19 protein-coding genes are annotated in these 18,672 nt (G+C 65.3%); 2 read left to right on the top strand and 17 right to left on the bottom strand.

Features of this window, described 5'->3' with window-relative positions; all coding sequences use genetic code 11:
* Position 1: 1 nt before the first annotated feature.
* The 16 genes from HFRIS_RS05885 to HFRIS_RS05810 all read right to left on the bottom strand — a co-directional run bounded on the left by HFRIS_RS05885 (position 2) and on the right by HFRIS_RS05810 (position 14,924).
* Positions 2 to 835 carry an IclR family transcriptional regulator gene (locus HFRIS_RS05885; protein ID WP_006462350.1) on the bottom strand — a complete coding sequence of 278 codons (834 nt, stop codon included), beginning with the start codon at positions 833 to 835 and terminating at the stop codon, positions 2 to 4.
* A gap of 14 nt (positions 836 to 849) precedes the next feature.
* Entirely contained in the window at positions 850 to 1,737 is an 888-nt protein-coding gene (locus HFRIS_RS05880; RefSeq protein ID WP_006462349.1) for an alpha/beta fold hydrolase, read from the bottom strand.
* A gap of 17 nt (positions 1,738 to 1,754) precedes the next feature.
* Positions 1,755 to 2,291, bottom strand: a complete 537-nt coding sequence (locus HFRIS_RS05875) for a cupin domain-containing protein (RefSeq protein WP_039874638.1) — start codon at positions 2,289 to 2,291, stop codon at positions 1,755 to 1,757.
* Between the two features lie 58 nt (positions 2,292 to 2,349).
* Complete coding sequence (locus tag HFRIS_RS05870; RefSeq protein WP_039874635.1) at positions 2,350 to 3,120, bottom strand: SDR family oxidoreductase; 771 nt, start codon at positions 3,118 to 3,120, stop codon at positions 2,350 to 2,352.
* Positions 3,121 to 3,156: 36 nt separating this feature from the next.
* On the bottom strand, positions 3,157 to 4,026 hold the full coding sequence (locus HFRIS_RS05865) for an ABC transporter permease (RefSeq protein WP_006462346.1): 870 nt from the start codon (positions 4,024 to 4,026) through the stop codon (positions 3,157 to 3,159).
* 2 nt (positions 4,027 to 4,028) lie between these two features.
* A complete protein-coding gene (locus HFRIS_RS05860; protein WP_006462345.1) occupies positions 4,029 to 5,024 on the bottom strand; it encodes an ABC transporter substrate-binding protein in 996 nt (331 codons plus the stop codon).
* Positions 5,025 to 5,079: 55 nt separating this feature from the next.
* Entirely contained in the window at positions 5,080 to 5,865 is a 786-nt protein-coding gene (locus HFRIS_RS05855; RefSeq protein WP_006462344.1) for an ABC transporter ATP-binding protein, read from the bottom strand.
* Positions 5,866 to 6,601: 736 nt separating this feature from the next.
* Positions 6,602 to 7,276 carry an amino acid ABC transporter permease gene (locus HFRIS_RS05850; protein ID WP_006462343.1) on the bottom strand — a complete coding sequence of 225 codons (675 nt, stop codon included), beginning with the start codon at positions 7,274 to 7,276 and terminating at the stop codon, positions 6,602 to 6,604.
* A 12-nt stretch (positions 7,277 to 7,288) separates the two neighbouring features.
* Positions 7,289 to 7,960, bottom strand: coding sequence for an amino acid ABC transporter permease (locus HFRIS_RS05845; protein WP_006462342.1), 672 nt, complete (start codon positions 7,958 to 7,960; stop codon positions 7,289 to 7,291).
* Positions 7,961 to 7,963: 3 nt separating this feature from the next.
* Complete coding sequence (locus tag HFRIS_RS05840; RefSeq protein ID WP_006462341.1) at positions 7,964 to 8,713, bottom strand: amino acid ABC transporter ATP-binding protein; 750 nt, start codon at positions 8,711 to 8,713, stop codon at positions 7,964 to 7,966.
* Between the two features lie 30 nt (positions 8,714 to 8,743).
* Positions 8,744 to 9,616 (bottom strand): transporter substrate-binding domain-containing protein, encoded by an 873-nt coding sequence (locus HFRIS_RS05835; protein WP_006462340.1) that lies wholly within the window; start codon positions 9,614 to 9,616, stop codon positions 8,744 to 8,746.
* A 37-nt stretch (positions 9,617 to 9,653) separates the two neighbouring features.
* Positions 9,654 to 10,616, bottom strand: coding sequence for an N-carbamoyl-D-amino-acid hydrolase (locus HFRIS_RS05830; RefSeq protein ID WP_006462339.1), 963 nt, complete (start codon positions 10,614 to 10,616; stop codon positions 9,654 to 9,656).
* Positions 10,613 to 12,085 (bottom strand): dihydropyrimidinase, encoded by a 1,473-nt coding sequence (gene hydA / locus HFRIS_RS05825; RefSeq protein WP_039874706.1) that lies wholly within the window; start codon positions 12,083 to 12,085, stop codon positions 10,613 to 10,615. Before hydA ends, HFRIS_RS05830 begins: the two co-directional genes overlap by 4 nt.
* 30 nt (positions 12,086 to 12,115) lie before the next feature.
* Positions 12,116 to 12,895, bottom strand: coding sequence for an SDR family oxidoreductase (locus tag HFRIS_RS05820; protein WP_006462337.1), 780 nt, complete (start codon positions 12,893 to 12,895; stop codon positions 12,116 to 12,118).
* A 10-nt stretch (positions 12,896 to 12,905) separates the two neighbouring features.
* The gene (locus HFRIS_RS05815) at positions 12,906 to 13,847 is read right to left on the bottom strand and encodes a dihydrodipicolinate synthase family protein (protein WP_006462336.1); all 942 of its coding nucleotides are present in this window, start codon (positions 13,845 to 13,847) and stop codon (positions 12,906 to 12,908) included.
* Positions 13,848 to 13,979: 132 nt separating this feature from the next.
* Positions 13,980 to 14,924, bottom strand: a complete 945-nt coding sequence (locus tag HFRIS_RS05810) for a LysR substrate-binding domain-containing protein (protein ID WP_006462335.1) — start codon at positions 14,922 to 14,924, stop codon at positions 13,980 to 13,982.
* Positions 14,925 to 15,052: 128 nt separating this feature from the next.
* On the opposite strand from HFRIS_RS05810, the gene HFRIS_RS05805 reads away from it, so the two are divergent.
* Complete coding sequence (locus HFRIS_RS05805; RefSeq protein ID WP_006462334.1) at positions 15,053 to 15,739, top strand: aspartate/glutamate racemase family protein; 687 nt, start codon at positions 15,053 to 15,055, stop codon at positions 15,737 to 15,739.
* An 8-nt stretch (positions 15,740 to 15,747) separates the two neighbouring features.
* Complete coding sequence (locus HFRIS_RS05800; protein WP_006462333.1) at positions 15,748 to 17,163, top strand: FAD-binding oxidoreductase; 1,416 nt, start codon at positions 15,748 to 15,750, stop codon at positions 17,161 to 17,163.
* A gap of 101 nt (positions 17,164 to 17,264) precedes the next feature.
* Here HFRIS_RS05800 and lpdA read toward each other — a convergent pair.
* A partial coding sequence (gene lpdA / locus HFRIS_RS05795; RefSeq protein ID WP_006462332.1) for a dihydrolipoyl dehydrogenase occupies positions 17,265 to 18,672 on the bottom strand: 1,408 nt, incomplete at its 5' end.

The raw sequence follows: 18,672 nt of genomic DNA, 5'->3' as shown, positions 1-18,672 counted from the left end.
CTCAGCCCCGCCACATGTTGACTACCTTGGCACCGCCCTGCGGGGCGTGGTCCAGCAGGCGGGACAGTTCGGCCGCGGTATCGCGCACGCGGGCCACGATGATGTCGAGCTGGCTGGCGTCGATGTGCGGCGAAGGGATCGTGGCGCCCATGGCGGCCACCACATTGCCGGAGTGATCGCGCACCGGTGCGGCGACGGTGGAGATGCTGGTTTCGAAGAAACCTTCCTGCAGCACGAAGCCACGTTCCTTGTCGGCCTGCACCATGTCGAACAGTTCGACCACGGTCTTGGGGGTGTTGCTGGAAAAGACTTCCAGGTGTTCTTCCGGATACAGGGCGCGCAGTTGCGGCAGGCTCAGGTCTTCCAGCAGCACCCGGCCCAGCACGGTGGCATGCGCCGGCAGGCGGGTGCCGACGTTGACGTGGCTGGTGAAGGCGGTCTGGGTGACCGACTTGGCGACATAGACGATGGAGCGGCCATCGCGCACCACCAGGTTGCAGGAGTAGCCGATCTCGTCGCGCAGGCGGTCCAGCAGCGGGCGGCCGATCTCGGTCAGTTCCAGCGAGGCCAGGTATTCGAAGCCCAGGCGCAACACCGACATGCCCAGGCGGTAATCACGCCCGCCGTCGGCACGCTCGACGAAGCCCATGCGTTCCAGTGTGGCCAGCAGGCGGAACACGGTAGAGCGCGGGATGTCCAGGCGACGCGCCAGTTCGGGCGCGGACAGGGTCTTGTCCTGGCGGCTGAATTCGCACAGCAGGCGCAGGCCGCGTTCCAGGCCGGGGACGGAATACTTGTCTTGCGACTCTTCTTCTGGCATCACTGGTTTGTTCATGATGATTTTCTGTTCTAGTTGGTTGAGGTGAGTTGCGCGCTGACCAGCGCAGCAAATTGCGACGGCTGCTCGATATAGCAGGCATGACCGGCCGCGTCCACCAGCTTGAAGGGAAGTTCGAACTGCCTGGCCAGCCCTTCACTGGCCTCCGGGGTGGTGACGATGTCCTCGGCCCCGCATGCCACCGACAACCCCCGTCGTGGTGCAGCCTGCAGGTAAGGCGCGATATCGTCACCGCACAACAATTGCACGGCCTGGGTGTAGCCCGAGGCGTCCAGCCACTGCATGTTCCAGCGCACCCAGGCGTGGTCCTGCACGCTGGCATGGGCCGACAGCAGGCGCGTCGGCTTCTGCGCCATGCCGGCGATGCCCAGGGTGCGCAAGGCGCCCAGGCGCTCTTCCCGCACCTGGTGCGCGCGCTCTTGCTTGCTGGCGGCGCCGTAGCCCAGCGCCGGATCGGCCAGCAGCGTGCGGCGTGCGCGGCCATCGCCATGGGCCAGGTAGGCTGCGGCCATCAACGCCCCCAGCGAATGGCCGACCAGCACGCACTGCTCGACTTCCAGCGCCTGCAGCATGTCCTGCAGACGCTTTGCATAATCGACCGCCTTGGGCTGGCTCATCGTCAGCGGTGTGGAACGGCCGTAACCGGGTGCGTTCCAGGCGATCACGCGGGCCTGCGACTCCAGCTTGAGCGCGCACTGCAACCACGAGGCCGCGCCCGAGCTGATGCCATGCAACAGCACCACCACCGGACCGCTGCCGCAGCTGCGGTAGCTGACACGGCCGCCCGGCACCTCGACGCTGCCCTCGGCGAAGCGGCCTTCCAGCAGGGCCAGCGGTTCGCGCAGGGCGTCGTCGCAGCTGACTGCGGTGGCGGAGGCGATGGAGGTGTGAGGATGCATGGTGTGATGCTCTGCAATCAGCGCTTGACCGAGGTCAGCGGATGATCCGGCGGATAGGTCGGAGTGATGGGCTTCTTGGCGCCCAGCATCACGCACATCAGCGCGTCTTCGTCACCGATGTTGATCTCTTCGCGATACACGCCCGGCGGCACCGAGACCACGTCACGGTCGGTGAGGATGGTCTCGAAGCGCTCGCCATCCTTTTCCAGAACCAGCTTGAGCTTGCCGCGCAGGACGAAGAACACTTCTTCCACGTCCACGTGCAGGTGCGACGGACCTTCGTGGCCGGCCGGGATGATCATGGTCGAGAAGGTGAAATGCTCGGAGGGGATGACGTTGGCGTCATGCGCCACACCCGTGCCACCGGTACCGATGTAGCGCATCTGGGCGCGACGGTACTTGGGGTCGTAGTCGGCCTGGAACTTCAGTGCGTTCCAGTCGTACTTGCGGGTGGACAGGCGCGCCACGCGCGACTCCATCCAGTCGGCGAAGCTGGCGCCGGCGGGCCGATCCCAGCTGCGGCCCATGTTTTCCTGTTCGGACATATCGGTCATGCTTTTCTCCTTGAAGGGGTCCGGAGTGATCCGGGTTGATCTGGCAAGAAATACGTTTTCAATGCATCACGAAGCCACCGTTGACCGCCATCACCTGACCGGTGAAGAAGCGCGCCATCTCCGATAGCGCGAACACCACCGCGCCGCAGACATCCTCGGGCAACTGGTCGCGCCGGATGGCACGGCCGTCCAGGTAGTGCTGGTGCCGCGCCTGCGGTACGTACTGCGTGGCTTCCACCAGCGTCAGGCCCGGTGCCACCGCATTGACGGTGATGTTGTCGGCGCCCAGCTCGCGTGCCAGCGAACGGGTCATGCCGATCACCGCGCTCTTGCTGGCCACGTAGGCCAGCAGGTTGGGGGCGCCCCACAACGGGGTATCGGACGACAGGTTCACCACCGCGCCGCGCCCCGAGGCACGCAGCGCCGGCAGGCAGGCATTGGTCATCAGCCAGGTACCGCGCACGTTGACATCCATGACGCGGTCCCACATGTCCACTTCCAGCTGCTCGCTGCTCTTGCCGCCGGAGTTGGTGATGGCGGCGTTGTTGACCAGGCCATCGAGTCCGCCCAGCCATTGCGTGGCGGCCGCCGCGCAGGCCTTCACCGAGGCCGGATCGGCCAGGTCCAGTGCAAAGCCCTCAACCTGCAGGCCACGTTGTTTCAGGGCGGCCACTGAGGCCGCCAGTTCTTCCTGCAGGATGTCGGCCATGGCCACCGTGGCCCCGGCGGCGGCGATGGCGTCCACGAACGCCAGGCCGAGGCCGCGTGCGGCGCCAGTGACCAGAATGCGTCGTCCCGCCAAAAGTGTCGCCGTGCTTGCTGCTGACATGTGCTTGCTCCTGTTGCGCTGGTTGAGTCTCTGGATTCAGACGGTGCTGGTATTGGCCTTGGGCAGGTAGTGCAGGACCTTGCGTTCGGCCCAGACCACCACCCCGTAGGTAACCACGCCGATCAGGGTCAGTGCGACGATGGAGACGAAGACGGCGGCGGTATTGCCCTGCCCTTCGCCATCGACCAGCAGATAACCCAGGCCCTGGTTGCCGCCCACCAGTTCACCCACGGTCACGCCGATCACCGACAGCGTGGAGGCGATGCGCAGGCCCGAGAACAGCGCCGGCAGCGCCGAACGGAACTCGACCAGGTGGAAGATCTGCCAGCGGCCGGCATTGAGCGTGCGCACCAGGTTGACCATGTCGGGATCGACGGTACGGATGGCCGAGAGCACGTTGATCATGATCGGGAAGAACACGATCAGCACCGCCACGATGATCTTGGGATAGATGGTGTAGCCCAGCCACATCACGAACAGCGGTGCAAAGGCCACCTTGGGCGCGATCTGCAGTGCCAGGATGTAAGGCGAAAGCATGGCCTCGGCACGCGGCGAAAGACCCAGCGCGACACCGACGGCCAGGCCCAGCAAGGCGCCGAAGAGGAAGCCGAACACCACTTCCATGGCGGTGATGCCGAAGTGCTGCAACAGTTGCGCGTTGTTCCACATCACCACCGCTTCACGCACCACCTGCATGAAGTTGGGCAGGATGTATTCGGGCATGCCCAGCATGCCCGGGCCCCACTGCCAGGCGGCGATGAACACCACCAGCAGCGCCAGGCTGCCGCATACCGTGCGGGCCTTGTCGTTCAACAGCGGACGGCGCGCCGTCGGCTTGACCGGATTGGGCGAGGACGTTGGCTCGGGACTGGACATGGTCAGGTCTTTGGCTGTGGTGGTATTCATGATTACTTGGCGACTCCGACGAACTGGTTGGTGAAGAGCTCGTTGACCGGCGTGGCCTTGGTGACGATGCCTTCGCTGACGTAGAACTTCTGCACCGCTTCCATGCGCGCCTGGTCGATCTGGCCCAGGGTCTTCTGGTTGGCGTAGACGTACTTGTTGTACATCTCGAAGGTGGCCTGGATGCTGGCTTCCTTGCCCTTGTAGGTGGGCAGTGCAGCGACGTAGTCATCGGCGGCGGCCTTGGGGTCCTTCATGATGTCCTGCATGCCGCGCAGGGTGGCGCGCACCAGGCGCTTGAGCAGCTCCGGGTTCTTCTTGATGGTGTCGTCGGAGGCCAGGATGGCCTGGGCCATGCTCTTGAAGCCGCCGTTGTCCAGCAGTTCGACCTTGGCACCGGCATCGGTGGCATTGACCACCCAGTCCGGCACGCCGGCGAAGGCCTGCGACTTGCCCGAGGTGTACAGCTGCCAGACACCCGAGGGGCCGGCGGCCTGGATCTGCACGTCGGTCTTGGACAGGCCGGCCGTCTTCAGGCTGCCCAGGAAGGCGTAATAGGTGGTGTCGGTATAGGACATCACGGTGACGGTCTTGCCCTTGAGGTCTTTCAGGCCCTTGATGCCGTCGGCCGGATTGGCCGCCACCATGGTCACCGAACCGGCGCCCAGCACGGCGATGGCCTTGACCGGGATGCCGTTGGCGCGCACCACGATGGGGGTGTCGCCGATGGCGCCACCGATGACGGCATTGCCGGCACCGATCTGCTTGGCCACGTCCACGCCGCCCTTGGCGACGATGAAGCTGACCTTCAGGTTCTCATCGGCGTAATAGCCCTTGTGCTGGGCCAGCACCCAAGGGGCGAAGGCCGGCGAATTGGGTGGTGCAGGCAGCAGGTAGGTCACTTCTTCCGGCGCGGCGTGCGCGGCCATGGGCAGGACGGCGGCGCCCGTGGCGGCGACCAGGGCAAGTGCACTACAGGCGGATGCGAACAGGTTCTTCATGTTTCTGGCTCTCCCTTGGGGTCTCTCTGTTGACGGGTGAAGATGCAGCGTGAAATCAGTGCAGCTCGGCGGTCTCTTTGCCCACCTTGAGCAGTTCCATCAGGCGCCCTTGCAAGGGGCCGATCTCGGGCAGCTTGCGACGCTCCAGCGGGTTGTCGCGGAACGGCAGGTCCACCACGATTTCCTCGACGATGGTGCCGGGACGCTCGCTCATGACCAGCAGGCGGTCCGACAGGGCGATGGCTTCCACCAGATCGTGGGTGATGAAGAGCGCGGTCTTCTTCTTTTCGTAAAGCATCTTGGCCAGGTCCTGCTGCAGCACCATCTTGGTCTGCGCATCCAGGGCCGAGAAGGGTTCGTCCAGCAGCAGCACCTGCGGGTCCACCGCCAGCGTGCGGGCCAACGCAGCGCGCTGGCGCATGCCGCCGGAGAGCTGGTACGGGTAATGCTCTTCAAAGCCCTTGAGGTGGCACTTGGCCAGCAGCTCGTCGGCGATGCGTCGGCGCTCGGCCTCGCGCATGCCGTCGATTTCCAGGCCCAGGGTGACGTTGGCGCGGATATTGCGCCAGGGCATGAGCAGGTCCTTCTGCAGCATGAAGGCCACCTTGCGGACCGGCTTGGTCACGCGCTCGCCGCCGACGAAGACTTCGCCTTCGGTGGGCAGGTAGAGACCGGCACCCATGTTGAGCAGGGTGCTCTTGCCACAGCCGGAGGGGCCGATGATGGAGACCACCTCGCCGCTCTTGATGGACAGGTTGACGTTGGTGACAGCGGCGCGCGCTTGCGCCGTCTGGCGATCGACAAAGCTTTTGCCGACCTTGCGGAATTCGATTTCGATCATGTTGCCTCTGCTGATTGCCATAGCGCGCTGTTGCGCCCCAGCTATTCTTCCCGGCTGCCGTCTCTGCGGACGGGTGCCTCCTGCCGGGCACCGAAACGTTCCATATATGAAACAGCAATTTATATATGGGAGATATTCGCAGTCAATATAGCAGATATCTCAAAACAAAATGACTTATTTTGTTCCATATATAAACTGATGGTTTATATAAAAACCGTTTTGCTCGTTTTATGCAAACAGCGTGCCAGGCTGGAAAGCCTGATTTCTGCGCATTTCGCGGCTGGGAACTCACCAAAGACAGGCATGCAGCGCCGCACCGGTGCGCCTTTTGCACCGTGGCGGCCCTGTCGCGATGACGACACAGTGTGGTGCGGCGGAATGAAAACGCCGGCCTGAAGCGGCCGGCGTATTAAGCGGGGAAGAAAGAGCGAGGGAAAGACAGTAATACAGTTCAGTCAAGAAAGAATCGCCGCGCCAGATGACTTTGGCGCAGCGATTTTGCTTGGTTCTCTTCAAGCCATCTGAAACCGTTCGGACTGAGTAGGCCCTTTAGGGCCGCATCGAAGCCTGTCCTGAGCCTGTCGAAGGGGCGCTGCTCAGCTTGTGGCGCGCCTTCGATACGCGGCTACGCCGCTACTCAGGACGAACGGTCAGCGGTGGAGCAAGCAAAGTCTGAGCAAGCTTTCGGGCTGGTAACAAGCTTATCTGAACGGCATTAGCGGGAAAGGCAGTGGAATCAGTGCAGGCTGCGGCCCCGGTGTTCCAGCCGCGACAGCCAGCGCACCAGCGGCAGCAGCAGGATCAGGTAGAGCAGCGCCGCCAGCACGATGGGCGACGGGTTGTAGACCAGCGACTGGGCGTCGCGCGCCACCCGCAGCAGTTCAGGCAGGGCCACCACACTGGCGATGGTGGTCAGCTTGATGACCTCGATGCAGTTGCCCACCAGGTCGGGCAGCGCATTGCGCGCCGCCTGCGGCACCACCACATAGGCCAGCGCCTGCCAGCGCGACAGGCCGGTGGAGCGTGCCGCTTCCATCTGGCCGCTGGGCACGCTTTCGATGCCGGCGCGCAGCACCTCGGCGAAATAGCTGGAATTGTTGAACATGAAGCCCAGTGCCACGGCGACCAGCTTGGGCAGCTCCAGCCCCAGGAAGGGGGCGCCGAAATAGATCAGGATCAGCAGCACCAGCGGCGGGAAGGAACGGAAGAAGTCCACATACACCGCCACCGCAATGCGCACCGCGCGTGAACGGCTCTGGGTGGCCAGCAAGGCCAGCAGCAGGCCCGAGAGCACGCCGATGGGAATCACCAGCAGCGACAGCCAGACCGTGGTCCACAGGCCGCCCAGCAGGAAGGGCAGCACCTGGCGATAGACCTCCAGGTTGAAGAAATTCTGCAGCAAGGCTTCCATGGGCGCCCTCTCCTATCGTTTCCAGCGCCAGCGGGTTTCCAGCCAGCGCGCGAACAAGACCACCGGAATGAAGATCAGCAGGTAGGCCGCCGCCCCCAGCATCAGCGGGGTGGGATTGCCGGCATTGCTGCTGGCGGCCTGGGCGGTATTGAGGATTTCCGACAGGGCCACCACCGAGCCCAGCGCGGTGTTCTTGGTGATCGAGATGACGCGGTTGGTCAGCGCCGGTACGGCCATGCGCAAGGCCTGCGGCAGGATCACCGCGCCCATGGTCTGGCCCCAGGACAGGCCGGTGGAGCGCGCCGCTTCGCTCTGGCCACGCGGCAAGGCGGCGATGCCGGCCCAGATGCTTTCCTCGGCGTAGGCCGCCAGCACCAGGCTCAGCGCCAGCCAGGTGGCAGTGAAGGACGACATGGACAGGTCGATGTAGGGGAAGGCGAAGAACAGCACGATGATCAGGATCAGCGGCGGCAAGGCCCGCATGACATCGGCGAAGGCCACCACCATGAACACCAGGCCGCGCTTGCCGGTGGCGCGCAGCACCGCCAGCAACAGGCCCAGCAGCAGCCCGGCGCCGATCACGGCCAGGCTCAGCAGGACGGTCACGCCCATGCCACGCAGGATATCCGGCCAGTAGCGGGCGGCGATCTCGGCATTGAAGAAGGTAAAGAGGAATTGCTCCATGGCTCAGTGCTGTGCGGCGTAGCGGGCCACGAAGGCCTTGGTGCGGGCTTGCTGGGGATCGCCGAAGATCTGTTCGGGCGGGCCTTCCTCGACGATCACGCCGCCGTCCATGAACACCACGCGGTCAGCCGCCGCCCGGGCGAAGGCCATCTCGTGCGTGACCACCAGCATGGTCATGCCGGCCTCGCGCAGCTGGCGCATGACCTCCAGGACGCTACCCACCAGTTCGGGATCCAGCGCGCTGGTGGGTTCGTCGAACAGCATCACCTTGGGCTGCAGGGCGATGCCGCGGGCAATGCCCACGCGCTGCTGTTGGCCACCGGACAGCTGGCCGGGATAGGCGGCCGCCTTTTCCAGCATGCCCACCTGCTCCAGCGCCCGTCGGGCACGGGCTTCGGCCTCGGCATGCGAGTGCTTCTGCACCTTTTTCAGGGCCAGCATCACGTTGCCCAGCACGCTCAGGTGCGGGTACAGGTTGAACTGCTGGAACACCATGCCGATCTGCTGGCGCACGGCGTTGAGGTCGGTGCGGGCGTGCATGATGTCCACCCCATCCACCACGATCTGGCCGGCACTGGGTTCTTCCAGCCGGTTGCAGCAACGCAGCATGGTGCTCTTGCCCGAGCCGGACGGGCCGATCACGCAGATCAGCTGGCCGGTGCGCACACGCAGGTCGATGCCGCGCAAGACCGTATTGCCTTCATAGGACTTGTGCAGGCCGACGATTTCGAGGATGGGGGCGGCAAGGTTCATGGGTGATTCATCCGGTGAAACGGGCCAGGATCAGTGGCACTTGAGCGTGACCGGCGTCGGGTCGTAGCCATCCAGGCCCGGCACGCCCTGCCCCACGCCGACCTTGACCACGGTGGCGTCTGGTGCGGGGGTATAGCCGAACCACTTCTGGGCGATCTTGCCCATCGTGCCGTCCTGCTTCATGCACTTGAGCGCCATGCCGGCGGCGTCGCGGCCGGCCTTGTCGTCCAGGCGGAAGGCCAGCGCCCAGACCAGGCCGGTCTTGACGGTATAGGTGGTCTGCACCGCCGGGTTTTGCTTGGCGGCCCAGGCCGCTACCGTGCTGCCGGCTAGGTTGGCGTCGGCACGTCCCGATTGCACCGCCTGCACGGCATCGGCGTTGTTGCCGTAGACGTCGTACTTGAAGCCGTACTTGGGCGCATTGTCACGCGCCCACAGTTCATAGGCCGAGCCCTTGTTGACCGAGATGGTCTTGCCCTTGAGGTCTTCCAGGGCGGTGATGGCGGGCGCGCCCTTCTTGATGACGAAGGTGTAGTCGGTATCGAGGTAGCCCTCGGTGAAGAGCATGGCCTTGGCGCGCTCGGGGGTGGCGGTCACCGGCGCCAGCACGAAGTCGTATTTCTTGGCGTTCAGGCCTGGTACCAGACCTGAGAATTCTGTGCCTTCGATCTCGATCTTGCGGCCCAGGCGGCGCGCCAGTTCTTCCCCCAGGTCGATGTTGAAGCCTTGCAGGCCGCCGCCCAGCTTGACCATGGCATGCGGGGCGAAGGTGGCATCCACGCCGGTGCGCAGCGGCGCGCCCTGGGCGAATGCCCCGGCCGACAGCAGCGCGCTGGCCGACAGGGCGACCAGCAGGGAACACTTCAGGGATAACTTGGATGGCAGGGCCAGGAAGGGCAACATCGCAACACTCCTCGATTGGGTGGAAGGTGGACAGGATTCAGGTGGACAGTTCGGACGGCGCCAGCGGTTCGCCGGCACCGGTGCGTTCGACGATGAGGCGGTAGTGTTCGGGACGACGGTGCTTGGCGAAATTGAAGACGTGCTGCAGGAAGGTCTCGCCCAGGCCCAGGTCGCAGTTGGCGAAGATGACTTCGTCTTCCTCGCCCTGGGCCTGCGCCACGATCTCGCCGGAAGGCGCGACGATGGCCGAGCCGCCGATCATGTGGAAGCCGTCTTCAAACCCGCACTTGGCGGCGGCCGCCACCCACAGGCCGTTCTGGTAGGCATTGGCCTGCAGCGACAGCAGGTGGTGGAACATGCGCAGGTGCGGCGGCTCGTTCCAGTGGATATTCCAGGACGGCGTGTTGTAGCCCAGCGCGACGATGCGCGCGCTCTGCAGGCTCATGACGCGGTAGGTCTCGGGCCAGCGGCGGTCGTTGCACAGGCATTGGCCGATGCGGGTGCCCAGCATGTCGGTAACGCCGAAGCCATCGTTGCCGACCTCGAAGTATTTCTTCTCCAGGTGCTGGAACGGCGCCTCGGGCTTGTGATCGCTATGGCCGGGCAGATGGATCTTGCGATAGCGCGCCACGATCTGCGCCTTGTCATCGACCAGGATGGCGGTGTTGTAGTGACGACCCTCGGCAGTCAGTTCGGCATAGCCGAGATAGAAGCCGATGCCCAGTTGCGCCGCCAGTTCGAACAGCGGGCGGGTCTGCGGCCCCGGCATCTCGGACTCGAAGAAACGGGCATCGACCTCGGCCTGGTCTTCCATCCAGTAACGCGGGAAAAAGGTGGTCAGTGCCAGTTCCGGGAAGACCACCATCTTCGCGCCGCGCGAGGCGGCTTCACGCATCATCTCCAGCAGGCGGCGCACCACGGTGGCACGATCCTCGGCCAGTTGCACCGGCCCCATCTGCGCCACGGCCAGGCCGAAGCGTTTGTGATTGCTTGCGTTCATTGCTGCTCCCATGCTTTTCCCTTGAGGCCGAGCAAGCCCGGCAGATTGCTGCGCGATGGCCGTTGCGCGATGCTGGCCGGTTCCGGACACTGCCGCGCGATATAGCGGCCCGATCCGCGCTGCACTTTCAGTTCGCCCTCGCTGATCACCACCCGGCCACGGCTGGTGACCACTTCCGGCCAGCCCTTGATCTGCCGGCCTTCATAGGGGGTGTAGCCGACGTTGTCGTGCAACAGGTCGGCCGTGATGGTGGTTTCGCGTTCGGGGTTCCAGATCACCAGGTCGGCATCCAGGCCCTCGGCGATGTTGCCCTTGCAGTGCGACAGGCCATACATGTGGGCGTGGTTGGTGGCGGTCAGTCGCACGAATTCGTGGATGTCGATGCGCCCGCCCAGCACGCCTTCGGAAAACAGCAGCGGCAGGCGCAGTTCGATGCCGGGCACGCCATTGGCCATTTCCTTGAAGGTAGTGTCTTCGCCACGCGGCAGCTTGCCGCTTTCGTCGAAGCGGTAAGGTGCGTGGTCGGAGGAATACATGCCCAGCGTGCCATCCTTGAGGCCGGCCCAGACCGCCTCCTGAGCATTGGCGTCGCGCGGCGGCGGGCTGCAGCAATACTTGGCGCCTTCCACACCGGGCAGGTCGATATCCTCGGCGGTAAGGAACAGGTATTGCGGGCAGCTCTCGGCATAGATCTGCGCGCCCAGCAGCTTGGCATTGCGGATGGTCTGCACGGTTTCGGCGCCGGCCACGTGCACGATCAGCACCGGCACGCCGATCAGGCGCGACAGTGCAATGGCGCGGTTGCTGGCTTCGGCTTCGGCCAACGGGTCGTGCGCCACTGCGTGGAACTTGGGTGCGGTATGGCCCTGGTCCAGCAGGCGCGAGGCGAGCCAGCGGATCATGTCGTGGTTCTCGGCGTGGATCATCACCAGCGCCCCTTCCCTGCCGGCCAGCGCCATCACGTCCAGCAGCTGGTAGTCGTCCAGCTTCAAGGCGTTGTAGGTCATGTAGACCTTCAGCGAGGTGATGCCGTCGCGGATGGCCTGCGGCAGGTCGTGTTGCAATGCCTGCTCGTCAGGGTCGGCCAGGATCAGGTGGAAGCCGTAGTCGATCACCGCCTTCTCCCGGGCGCGTTGCGCGTAATCGGCAATCACGTCGGGAATGCGCTTGCCGCGATGCTGGGCGGCGAAGGGAATGATGGTGGTGGTGCCGCCGAAGGCCGCCGACACGGTGCCGGAATAGAAATCGTCGGCACACATCATGCCCATGCCGGAAAGCTGTTCGATGTGGCAGTGACTGTCGATGCCACCGGGCAGCACCCAGCGACCGGCCGCGTCGATATCTTCGCGCCCGGGCGACAGGCCCGGTGCGATGCGCACGATCACGCCATCCTTGACGCCGATGTCGGCCACGAAGGTGTCACGGTCGGTGGAGATGCGGCCGTTGCGGATGGTGAGGTCGAAGTCCATGCTCATTGCCTTCCTTATCGGAGTCTGCGTTCAGAAAGTGCCGGGATAGGCGCCGCCATCCATCAGCAGGTTCTGCCCGGTGACGAAGCCGGCCTGGGCGCTGCACAGCCAGGCGCAGGCATCGCCGAATTCGCCGGGCTGGCCGAAACGGCCGGCCGGATTGGCGGCGCGGCGGGCCGCCAGGACCTGCTCCACGCTCTTGTCGGTCCCGCGGGCAGCGGCGGCGGCCGTGGCCAGCAGGCGATCGGTCTCGAACGGGCCCGGCAGCAGGTTGTTGATGGTCACGTTGTGGGCCACGGTCTTGCGCGCCAGGCCGGCGACGAAACCGGTCAGCCCGGAGCGTGCGCCGTTGGACAGGCCGAGGATGTCGATGGGCGCCTTCACCGCACCGGAGGTGATGTTGACGATGCGACCGAAGCCGCGCTTCATCATGCCGTCCACGGTGGCCTTGATGAGCTCGATGGGGGTGAGCATGTTGGCGTCCACCGCGGCGATCCAGTCTTCCCGCGACCACTCGCGGAAGTCGCCGGGCTTGGGGCCACCGGCGTTGGTGATGAGGATGTCCGGATCGGGACAGGCCGCCAGCGCCAGGGCGCGGCCCTCGGGCGTGGTGATGTCGCCGGCTACGGCGATGACGGTGGCACCGGCAGCCTCACGCACCTGCTGTGCGGCCGCCTCCAGCGCCTCGGCGCCGCGTGCGGTCATGGTCACGGCCACGCCTTCGCGCGCCAGAGAAATGGCACAGGCCAGGCCCAGCCCCTTGCTGGAGGCGCAGACCAGTGCGCGACGTCCGGCGATTCCCAAGTCCATGCGCGGCTCCTTACCGGATGACCAGCGCGCCGCGCTGGTTGAGGTCCAGGCCCACGCGGGCGATCACGGCTTCCAGTTCGCGCTCGGTCTCGGGATCGATGCGCATGCCTGGCGAGCGGATGGCGTCGCTGGAAATCACGCCGCGCTTGCGGTAGACATACTTGCGCAGCGACAGGCCGATCTTGGGCTGGAATTCATAGCGGATGAGCGGGCAATACTTGTCGAAGGTGGCTGCGGCACCGGCCAGGTCGCCGGCGGCGAACTGGTCATAGATGCGCACCAGGATTTCGGGGAAGGCAAAGCCGGTCATGGTGCCGACCGCGCCGCGCTGCAATTCTTCCAGGAAATACACGCCGCCCAGTCCACCGAAGATGCGCATGGATTCGCCCGCCAGGTCGCGGATGCGGCTGATCTTCTGGCCCACCGGCGGCTCTTCCATCTTGATGAAGTTGACACCGCCTTCGCGGCCCAGTCGGGCGATCACTTCGGCCTTGATCTCGGTGCCGAAGGAGTCGGGGAAATCGTGGATCACCACCGGGATGTTCAGGGCCGCCGCCAGCGACTTGTAGTAATCGAACTGCACGGCGTCCGAGGCCATGTCCAGCGGTGCGGCGAAGACGGCGGCAGCGCCGGCCTCGGCGGCTTCGGTGGCTTGCTCGATGGCACCGGCCAGGCCCAATGCGCGCACCCCGACCCAGACCGGCACGCGACCGGCGGCGCACTTGACGAAGGTGGCGGTCACGGCGCGCCGTTCGGCATTGGAGAGCTTGTGTGCCTCGCCCAGGAAGCCGAGGATGGCCAGGCCCGAGACGCCGGCCTGGATCTGGAACTCGACCAGGGTGGCGATGCTGCCCAGGTCCAGACCGCCATCGGCGTGGAAGGGCGTGGGGCAGATGGTGTAGACACCGCGTGCGGTGGCCAGCGAAGAAGCAGATGTGGACGAAGAAGACATGCGCGACATTCCATGAAGAGATGGTGGCAGCGGCGACCGGGCGCTGGGCCAGGCCGGACAGGATGGAAACGATTGTCGTGGAGTCATCCGTGCTTGTCGCATGCCTTTTTGTGCGCACGCCTTAACGTGGTGTTAATGCTCGCCATCGATACCATTCACCTCCTCTTCATGCGGCAGGCCGTAGCCCTGGGCCCGCACCAGCTGCTGCAACTCGGCGACGAAGGCCTGGGTCAGCTGCGACAGCGGCTCGGTGCGCACATGCACCAGGTTGGCCCGCAGGATGGGCGCGCGCGCCACCGGACGCACCACCATCTGGCTGGTACCGGCCCAGCTGCGCACCGAGAATTCATCCACCAGCGCCACCCCGGCGCCCATCTGTACCAGGGAACAGGCGTTCTGCGGCGAGCCCACTTCCATGATGGGTCGCAGCGGTTCTTCCTCGGACTGATAGAAGCGGCCGACGATGCCGCCGAAGGGGGAATCGCGGTTGTAGGAGATCAGCGGGAAGGGTCGCAGATCGGCCAGGCTCAGGGTGCCGCGCCGGGTCAGCTCATGGTTGTAGGGCAGCACGCACACCAGCCGGTTGCTGCACAGTGGCGTGACCTGCAGGCTGGGGTGTTCCATGGGCAGGATGATGATGCCCAGGTCGGCCTGGCGCGCCAGCAGGCGATCCTTCAGGTAGCCGTAATTGAGGCAGTGGAAGGTCAGCTTGACATCCGGATGCCGGTTGCGGAACAGGGCGATGGCCTGCGGGATCAGCATCTGCCCGATGCTGGGGCTGGAGACGATGTTGAGGATGCCGCTGCGGTTTTCCGAGAGGTCGGTGGCCAGCTCGTTGACGCGCTGCACGGCCTGGTAGACGTGCTCCACCTCGTGGAACAGCTTCTTGGCCTCGGGCGTGGCATAGAGCCGGCCCTTGATGCGTTCGAACAGGGCGAAGCCCACCCGTTGCTCGGTGTGGGACAGCAGGCGGCTCACCGCCGGCTGGGAGACGAACAGCAATTGCGAGGCGCCGCTGATGGAGCCGGTCGTCATGACCGCCCGGAATACCTCGATCTGGCGCAGGTTCAGTGCCATGGATCCTCGTCGCGCATAACAGCATGTTAAGGGGAACCGACAAATGAGCAAGGAGCATGCCCGTCGGCCTGGGGTACAGTCCTTGCCTGTGCTGACTCCTGTTTTGCGAGAACCCGCGAGAAACCATCATGTCCATTGCCCCCGCCGACGGCCCTGCCCTGTTCATCATCAATCCCAATAGTACGGCCGCCGTCACGCGCGGCATCGACGCCGCCATGGCGCCGCTGCGCATGGCGGGCGGACCGGCCATCGAATGCCTGTCGCTGCAGTCGGGGCCACCCGGCATCCAGACCCAGCAGGACGTGGACAGCGTGGCACCGCAACTGGTGGCGCTGGCGCGCTCCTTGCGTCCCCGGGCAGCAGCCTTCGTGATCGCCTGCTACTCCGATCCCGGCCTGCATGCGGTGCGCGAGGCGGTGGACGTCCCAGTGCTGGGCATCATGGAAAGCGGCGTACTGACCGCCCTGACGCTGGGCCAACGCTTTGGCGTGATCGCCATCCTGCCGGGCTCGATCCCGCGCCATCTGCGCGCCTATGGCGCCATGGGGGTGCAGGCACGACTGGCCGGCGAGCTGGCCATCGGCCTGAACGTGACCGAACTGGCGCAATACGAACGCACGCTGACGCGCATGACCGAGGTCGGCCGCCGCCTGCGCGACGAACATGGAGCCGATGTCATCGTCATGGGCTGCGCCGGCATGGCGGCCTATCGCGATCCCCTGCAGCAGGCGCTGGGCCTGCCCGTGGTCGAGCCCAGCCAGGCCGCTGCGGCAATGGCCATCGGCCGTATCAAGATGAACTGGCATGGAGCATGAGGTCTGACATGAGCGAGAACACCCAGGAACTGATCCGCCAGCTGCACGCCATCGTCGGCGATGCCGGACTGGTCACCGACGCCGAGGCACAGGCACCCTATCTCAAGGACTGGCTCGGCAAGTGGCAGGGCCGCGTGGCGGTGGTGGTGCGTCCGGCCGACACGGCGCAGACCGCCGAGGTGGTACGGCTGTGCCATCTCACCCACACCCCCATCGTGACCCAGGGTGGCAACACCGGCATGAGCGGTGGCGCCACGCCGGACGACAGCGGCGCGCAAGTGATCCTCTCCACCACCCGCATGAACCGTGTGCGCGAGGTCGATCCCATCAACAACACCATGACCGTGGATGCCGGCGTGATCCTGGCGCATGCGCAGGAGGCGGCACGCGGCGCGGGACGCTATTTCCCGCTGAGCCTGGGTGCCGAGGGCAGTTGCACGGTCGGCGGCAATCTCGCCACCAATGCCGGTGGCATCGCCGTGCTGCGCTTTGGCAACATGCGCGAACTGGCCCTGGGGCTGGAAGTGGTCTTGCCCGACGGGCGCATCTGGAACGGCCTGCGCGGCCTGCGCAAGGACAATACCGGCTACGACCTGCGCGATCTCTTCATCGGCTCGGAAGGCACGCTGGGCGTGATCACCGGCGCGGTGCTGAAGCTCTTCTCGCAGCCGCACGCCCGCGCCACGGCCTGGGTCGGTGCCGACTCGCCGGCACAACTGGCCGACCTGCTGGCGCGCACCCGCGCCCGTTGCGGCGACCGTCTGGTGGCGTTTGAAATGATGTCGGCCGCCTCGCTGGCGCTGGTACTGCAGCACGTCACCGACACCCGCGCCCCGCTGGCCCGGGCGACGCCCTACAACGCCCTGATCGAACTGGCCGATACCGAAGACCTGGGCCTGCAGGCGATGCTGGAAGAGGTACTGGGCCAGGCCCTGGAGGACGAAACGATCAGCGATGCCATGTTCTGCACCAGCGGCACGCAAGCCGCAGCCTTGTGGAAAATCCGCGAAGGCATCTCGCAGGCGCAGGTACGCGCCGGCAAGGTCATCAAGCACGACATCGCCCTGCCGATCTCGGCCATCGCCGGCTTCGTGGCGCAGGCCGAGGCGCTCATCGCCGATTGCGGCCTGGCCGCGCAGATCATCAACTTCGGCCACCTGGGCGATGGCAACCTGCATTTCAACGTCATGATCCCGCTGTCCTCGACCTATGAAGACGTCAAGCAGGCCACGCTGCTGCTGAACCGCCTGGTGCACGACCTGGTCACCGACCTGCAGGGCAGCATCAGCGCCGAGCATGGCGTGGGACAGTTGCGGCGCGACGAGCTGCAGCACTACAAGTCGCCGCTGGAGATGGAGCTGATGCTGCGCATCAAGCAGGCCTTCGATCCCAACCTGATCATGAATCCGGGGAAGTTGCTTTAGTTGGTTCCATTCAGCTTGAGCGGCATGGCGGGTAGGTAAAAAAAATCGGCGGACCAGATGGTCCGCCGATTTTCTTGTTGCTGCTTTGCTGCTGGCTGCGCTTACTTCTTGCGCTGCGGCGGCAAGTCCGTGCAATGACCTTCGGCCACTTCCGCAGCCATGCCCAGGGACTCGCCCAGGGTCGGGTGCGGGTGGATGGTCTTGCCGATATCCACGGCGTCCGCGCCCATCTCGATGGCCAGGGCCACTTCGCCGATCATGTCGCCGGCATGGGTGCCGACGATGCCGCCGCCGATCACGCGATGCGTTTCGGCGTCGAAGAGCAGCTTGGTGAAGCCTTCCGAACGGCCATTGGCCACGGCGCGACCGGAGGCGGCCCACGGGAAATGGCCCTTCTCGATCTTGATGCCCTTTGCCTTGGCTTCGTCTTCGGTCACGCCGACCCATGCCACTTCGGGATCGGTGTAGGCCACCGACGGGATCACGCTGGCGTCGAAGAAGCTCTTCTCGCCGGCAATCGCTTCAGCGGCGACGTGGCCTTCATGCACGGCCTTGTGCGCCAGCATGGGCTGGCCCACCAGGTCGCCGATGGCGAAGATGTGCGGGACGTTGGTGCGCATCTGCTTGTCCACCGGGATGAAGCCGCGATCACCCACGATCACGCCGGCCTTGTCGGCCGAGACCTTCTTGCCGTTGGGGCTGCGGCCCACGGCCACCAGCACCAGGTCGTACAGTTGCGGCTCGGGGGCGGTGGCGCCGGCTTCGGCGGCTTCGAACGTCACCTTGATGCCTTCGGCCAGGGCTTCCACGGCCACCGTCTTGGTCTTGACCATGACGTTGTCGAAGCGCTTCTCGTTGAACTTCTGCCAGACCTTGACCATGTCGCGATCGGCACCCTGCATCAGGCCGTCCATCATCTCGACCACGTCGATGCGCGCGCCGAGGGTGGAATAGACGGTCGCCATTTCCAGGCCGATGATGCCGCCACCGATGACCAGCATGCGCTTGGGCACCTGGCGCAGTTCCAGCGCGCCGGTGGAGTCCACGATGCGCGGATCCTGCGGTACGAACGGCAGGTTCACCACCGAGGAACCGGCGGCGATGATGGCGTGCTTGAACTGCACCACCTTCTTGCTGCCGTCAGCGGCGGTCACTTCGATGTGGTTGGGGCCGGCGAACTGGCCGTCACCATTGACCACCGCCACCTTGCGCGCCTTGGCCATGCCGGCCAGGCCACCGGTCATGGTGCCGATGACCTTGTCCTTGTAGCCGCGCAGCTTGTCGATGTCGATCTCGGGCTTGCCGAAGGTGACGCCGTGCGAGGCCATCGCGGCGGTCTCGTCGATCACGGCGGCCACGTGCAGCAGCGCCTTGGAGGGGATGCAACCGACGTTCAGGCAGACCCCGCCCAGGGTGGCTTCGCGCTCGACGATGACGGTGTTCAGGCCCAGGTCGGCGGCACGGAAGGCGGCCGAGTAGCCACCGGGGCCACCACCGAGCACCATGACG

The organism is Herbaspirillum frisingense GSF30 (assembly GCF_000300975.2).
In the GTDB taxonomy this organism is placed as follows: Bacteria; Pseudomonadota; Gammaproteobacteria; order Burkholderiales; family Burkholderiaceae_D; genus Herbaspirillum; species Herbaspirillum frisingense.
The sequence above is the reverse complement of the archived record's forward strand: the minus strand, read 5'-3'. Positions and strand labels throughout refer to the sequence as shown.

What these genes read in the sequence shown, in the direction of transcription:
- HFRIS_RS05885 (WP_006462350.1), bottom strand. Translation starts at nt 835, where the DNA reads ATGAACAAACCAGTGATGCCAGAAGAAGAGTCGCAAGACAAGTATTCC.
- HFRIS_RS05880 (WP_006462349.1), bottom strand. Translation starts at nt 1,737, where the DNA reads ATGCATCCTCACACCTCCATCGCCTCCGCCACCGCAGTCAGCTGCGAC.
- HFRIS_RS05875 (WP_039874638.1), bottom strand. Translation starts at nt 2,291, where the DNA reads ATGACCGATATGTCCGAACAGGAAAACATGGGCCGCAGCTGGGATCGG.
- HFRIS_RS05870 (WP_039874635.1), bottom strand. Translation starts at nt 3,120, where the DNA reads ATGTCAGCAGCAAGCACGGCGACACTTTTGGCGGGACGACGCATTCTG.
- HFRIS_RS05865 (WP_006462346.1), bottom strand. Translation starts at nt 4,026, where the DNA reads ATGAATACCACCACAGCCAAAGACCTGACCATGTCCAGTCCCGAGCCA.
- HFRIS_RS05860 (WP_006462345.1), bottom strand. Translation starts at nt 5,024, where the DNA reads ATGAAGAACCTGTTCGCATCCGCCTGTAGTGCACTTGCCCTGGTCGCC.
- HFRIS_RS05855 (WP_006462344.1), bottom strand. Translation starts at nt 5,865, where the DNA reads ATGATCGAAATCGAATTCCGCAAGGTCGGCAAAAGCTTTGTCGATCGC.
- HFRIS_RS05850 (WP_006462343.1), bottom strand. Translation starts at nt 7,276, where the DNA reads ATGGAAGCCTTGCTGCAGAATTTCTTCAACCTGGAGGTCTATCGCCAG.
- HFRIS_RS05845 (WP_006462342.1), bottom strand. Translation starts at nt 7,960, where the DNA reads ATGGAGCAATTCCTCTTTACCTTCTTCAATGCCGAGATCGCCGCCCGC.
- HFRIS_RS05840 (WP_006462341.1), bottom strand. Translation starts at nt 8,713, where the DNA reads ATGAACCTTGCCGCCCCCATCCTCGAAATCGTCGGCCTGCACAAGTCC.
- HFRIS_RS05835 (WP_006462340.1), bottom strand. Translation starts at nt 9,616, where the DNA reads ATGTTGCCCTTCCTGGCCCTGCCATCCAAGTTATCCCTGAAGTGTTCC.
- HFRIS_RS05830 (WP_006462339.1), bottom strand. Translation starts at nt 10,616, where the DNA reads ATGAACGCAAGCAATCACAAACGCTTCGGCCTGGCCGTGGCGCAGATG.
- hydA (WP_039874706.1), bottom strand. Translation starts at nt 12,085, where the DNA reads ATGGACTTCGACCTCACCATCCGCAACGGCCGCATCTCCACCGACCGT.
- HFRIS_RS05820 (WP_006462337.1), bottom strand. Translation starts at nt 12,895, where the DNA reads ATGGACTTGGGAATCGCCGGACGTCGCGCACTGGTCTGCGCCTCCAGC.
- HFRIS_RS05815 (WP_006462336.1), bottom strand. Translation starts at nt 13,847, where the DNA reads ATGTCTTCTTCGTCCACATCTGCTTCTTCGCTGGCCACCGCACGCGGT.
- HFRIS_RS05810 (WP_006462335.1), bottom strand. Translation starts at nt 14,924, where the DNA reads ATGGCACTGAACCTGCGCCAGATCGAGGTATTCCGGGCGGTCATGACG.
- HFRIS_RS05805 (WP_006462334.1), top strand. Translation starts at nt 15,053, where the DNA reads ATGTCCATTGCCCCCGCCGACGGCCCTGCCCTGTTCATCATCAATCCC.
- HFRIS_RS05800 (WP_006462333.1), top strand. Translation starts at nt 15,748, where the DNA reads ATGAGCGAGAACACCCAGGAACTGATCCGCCAGCTGCACGCCATCGTC.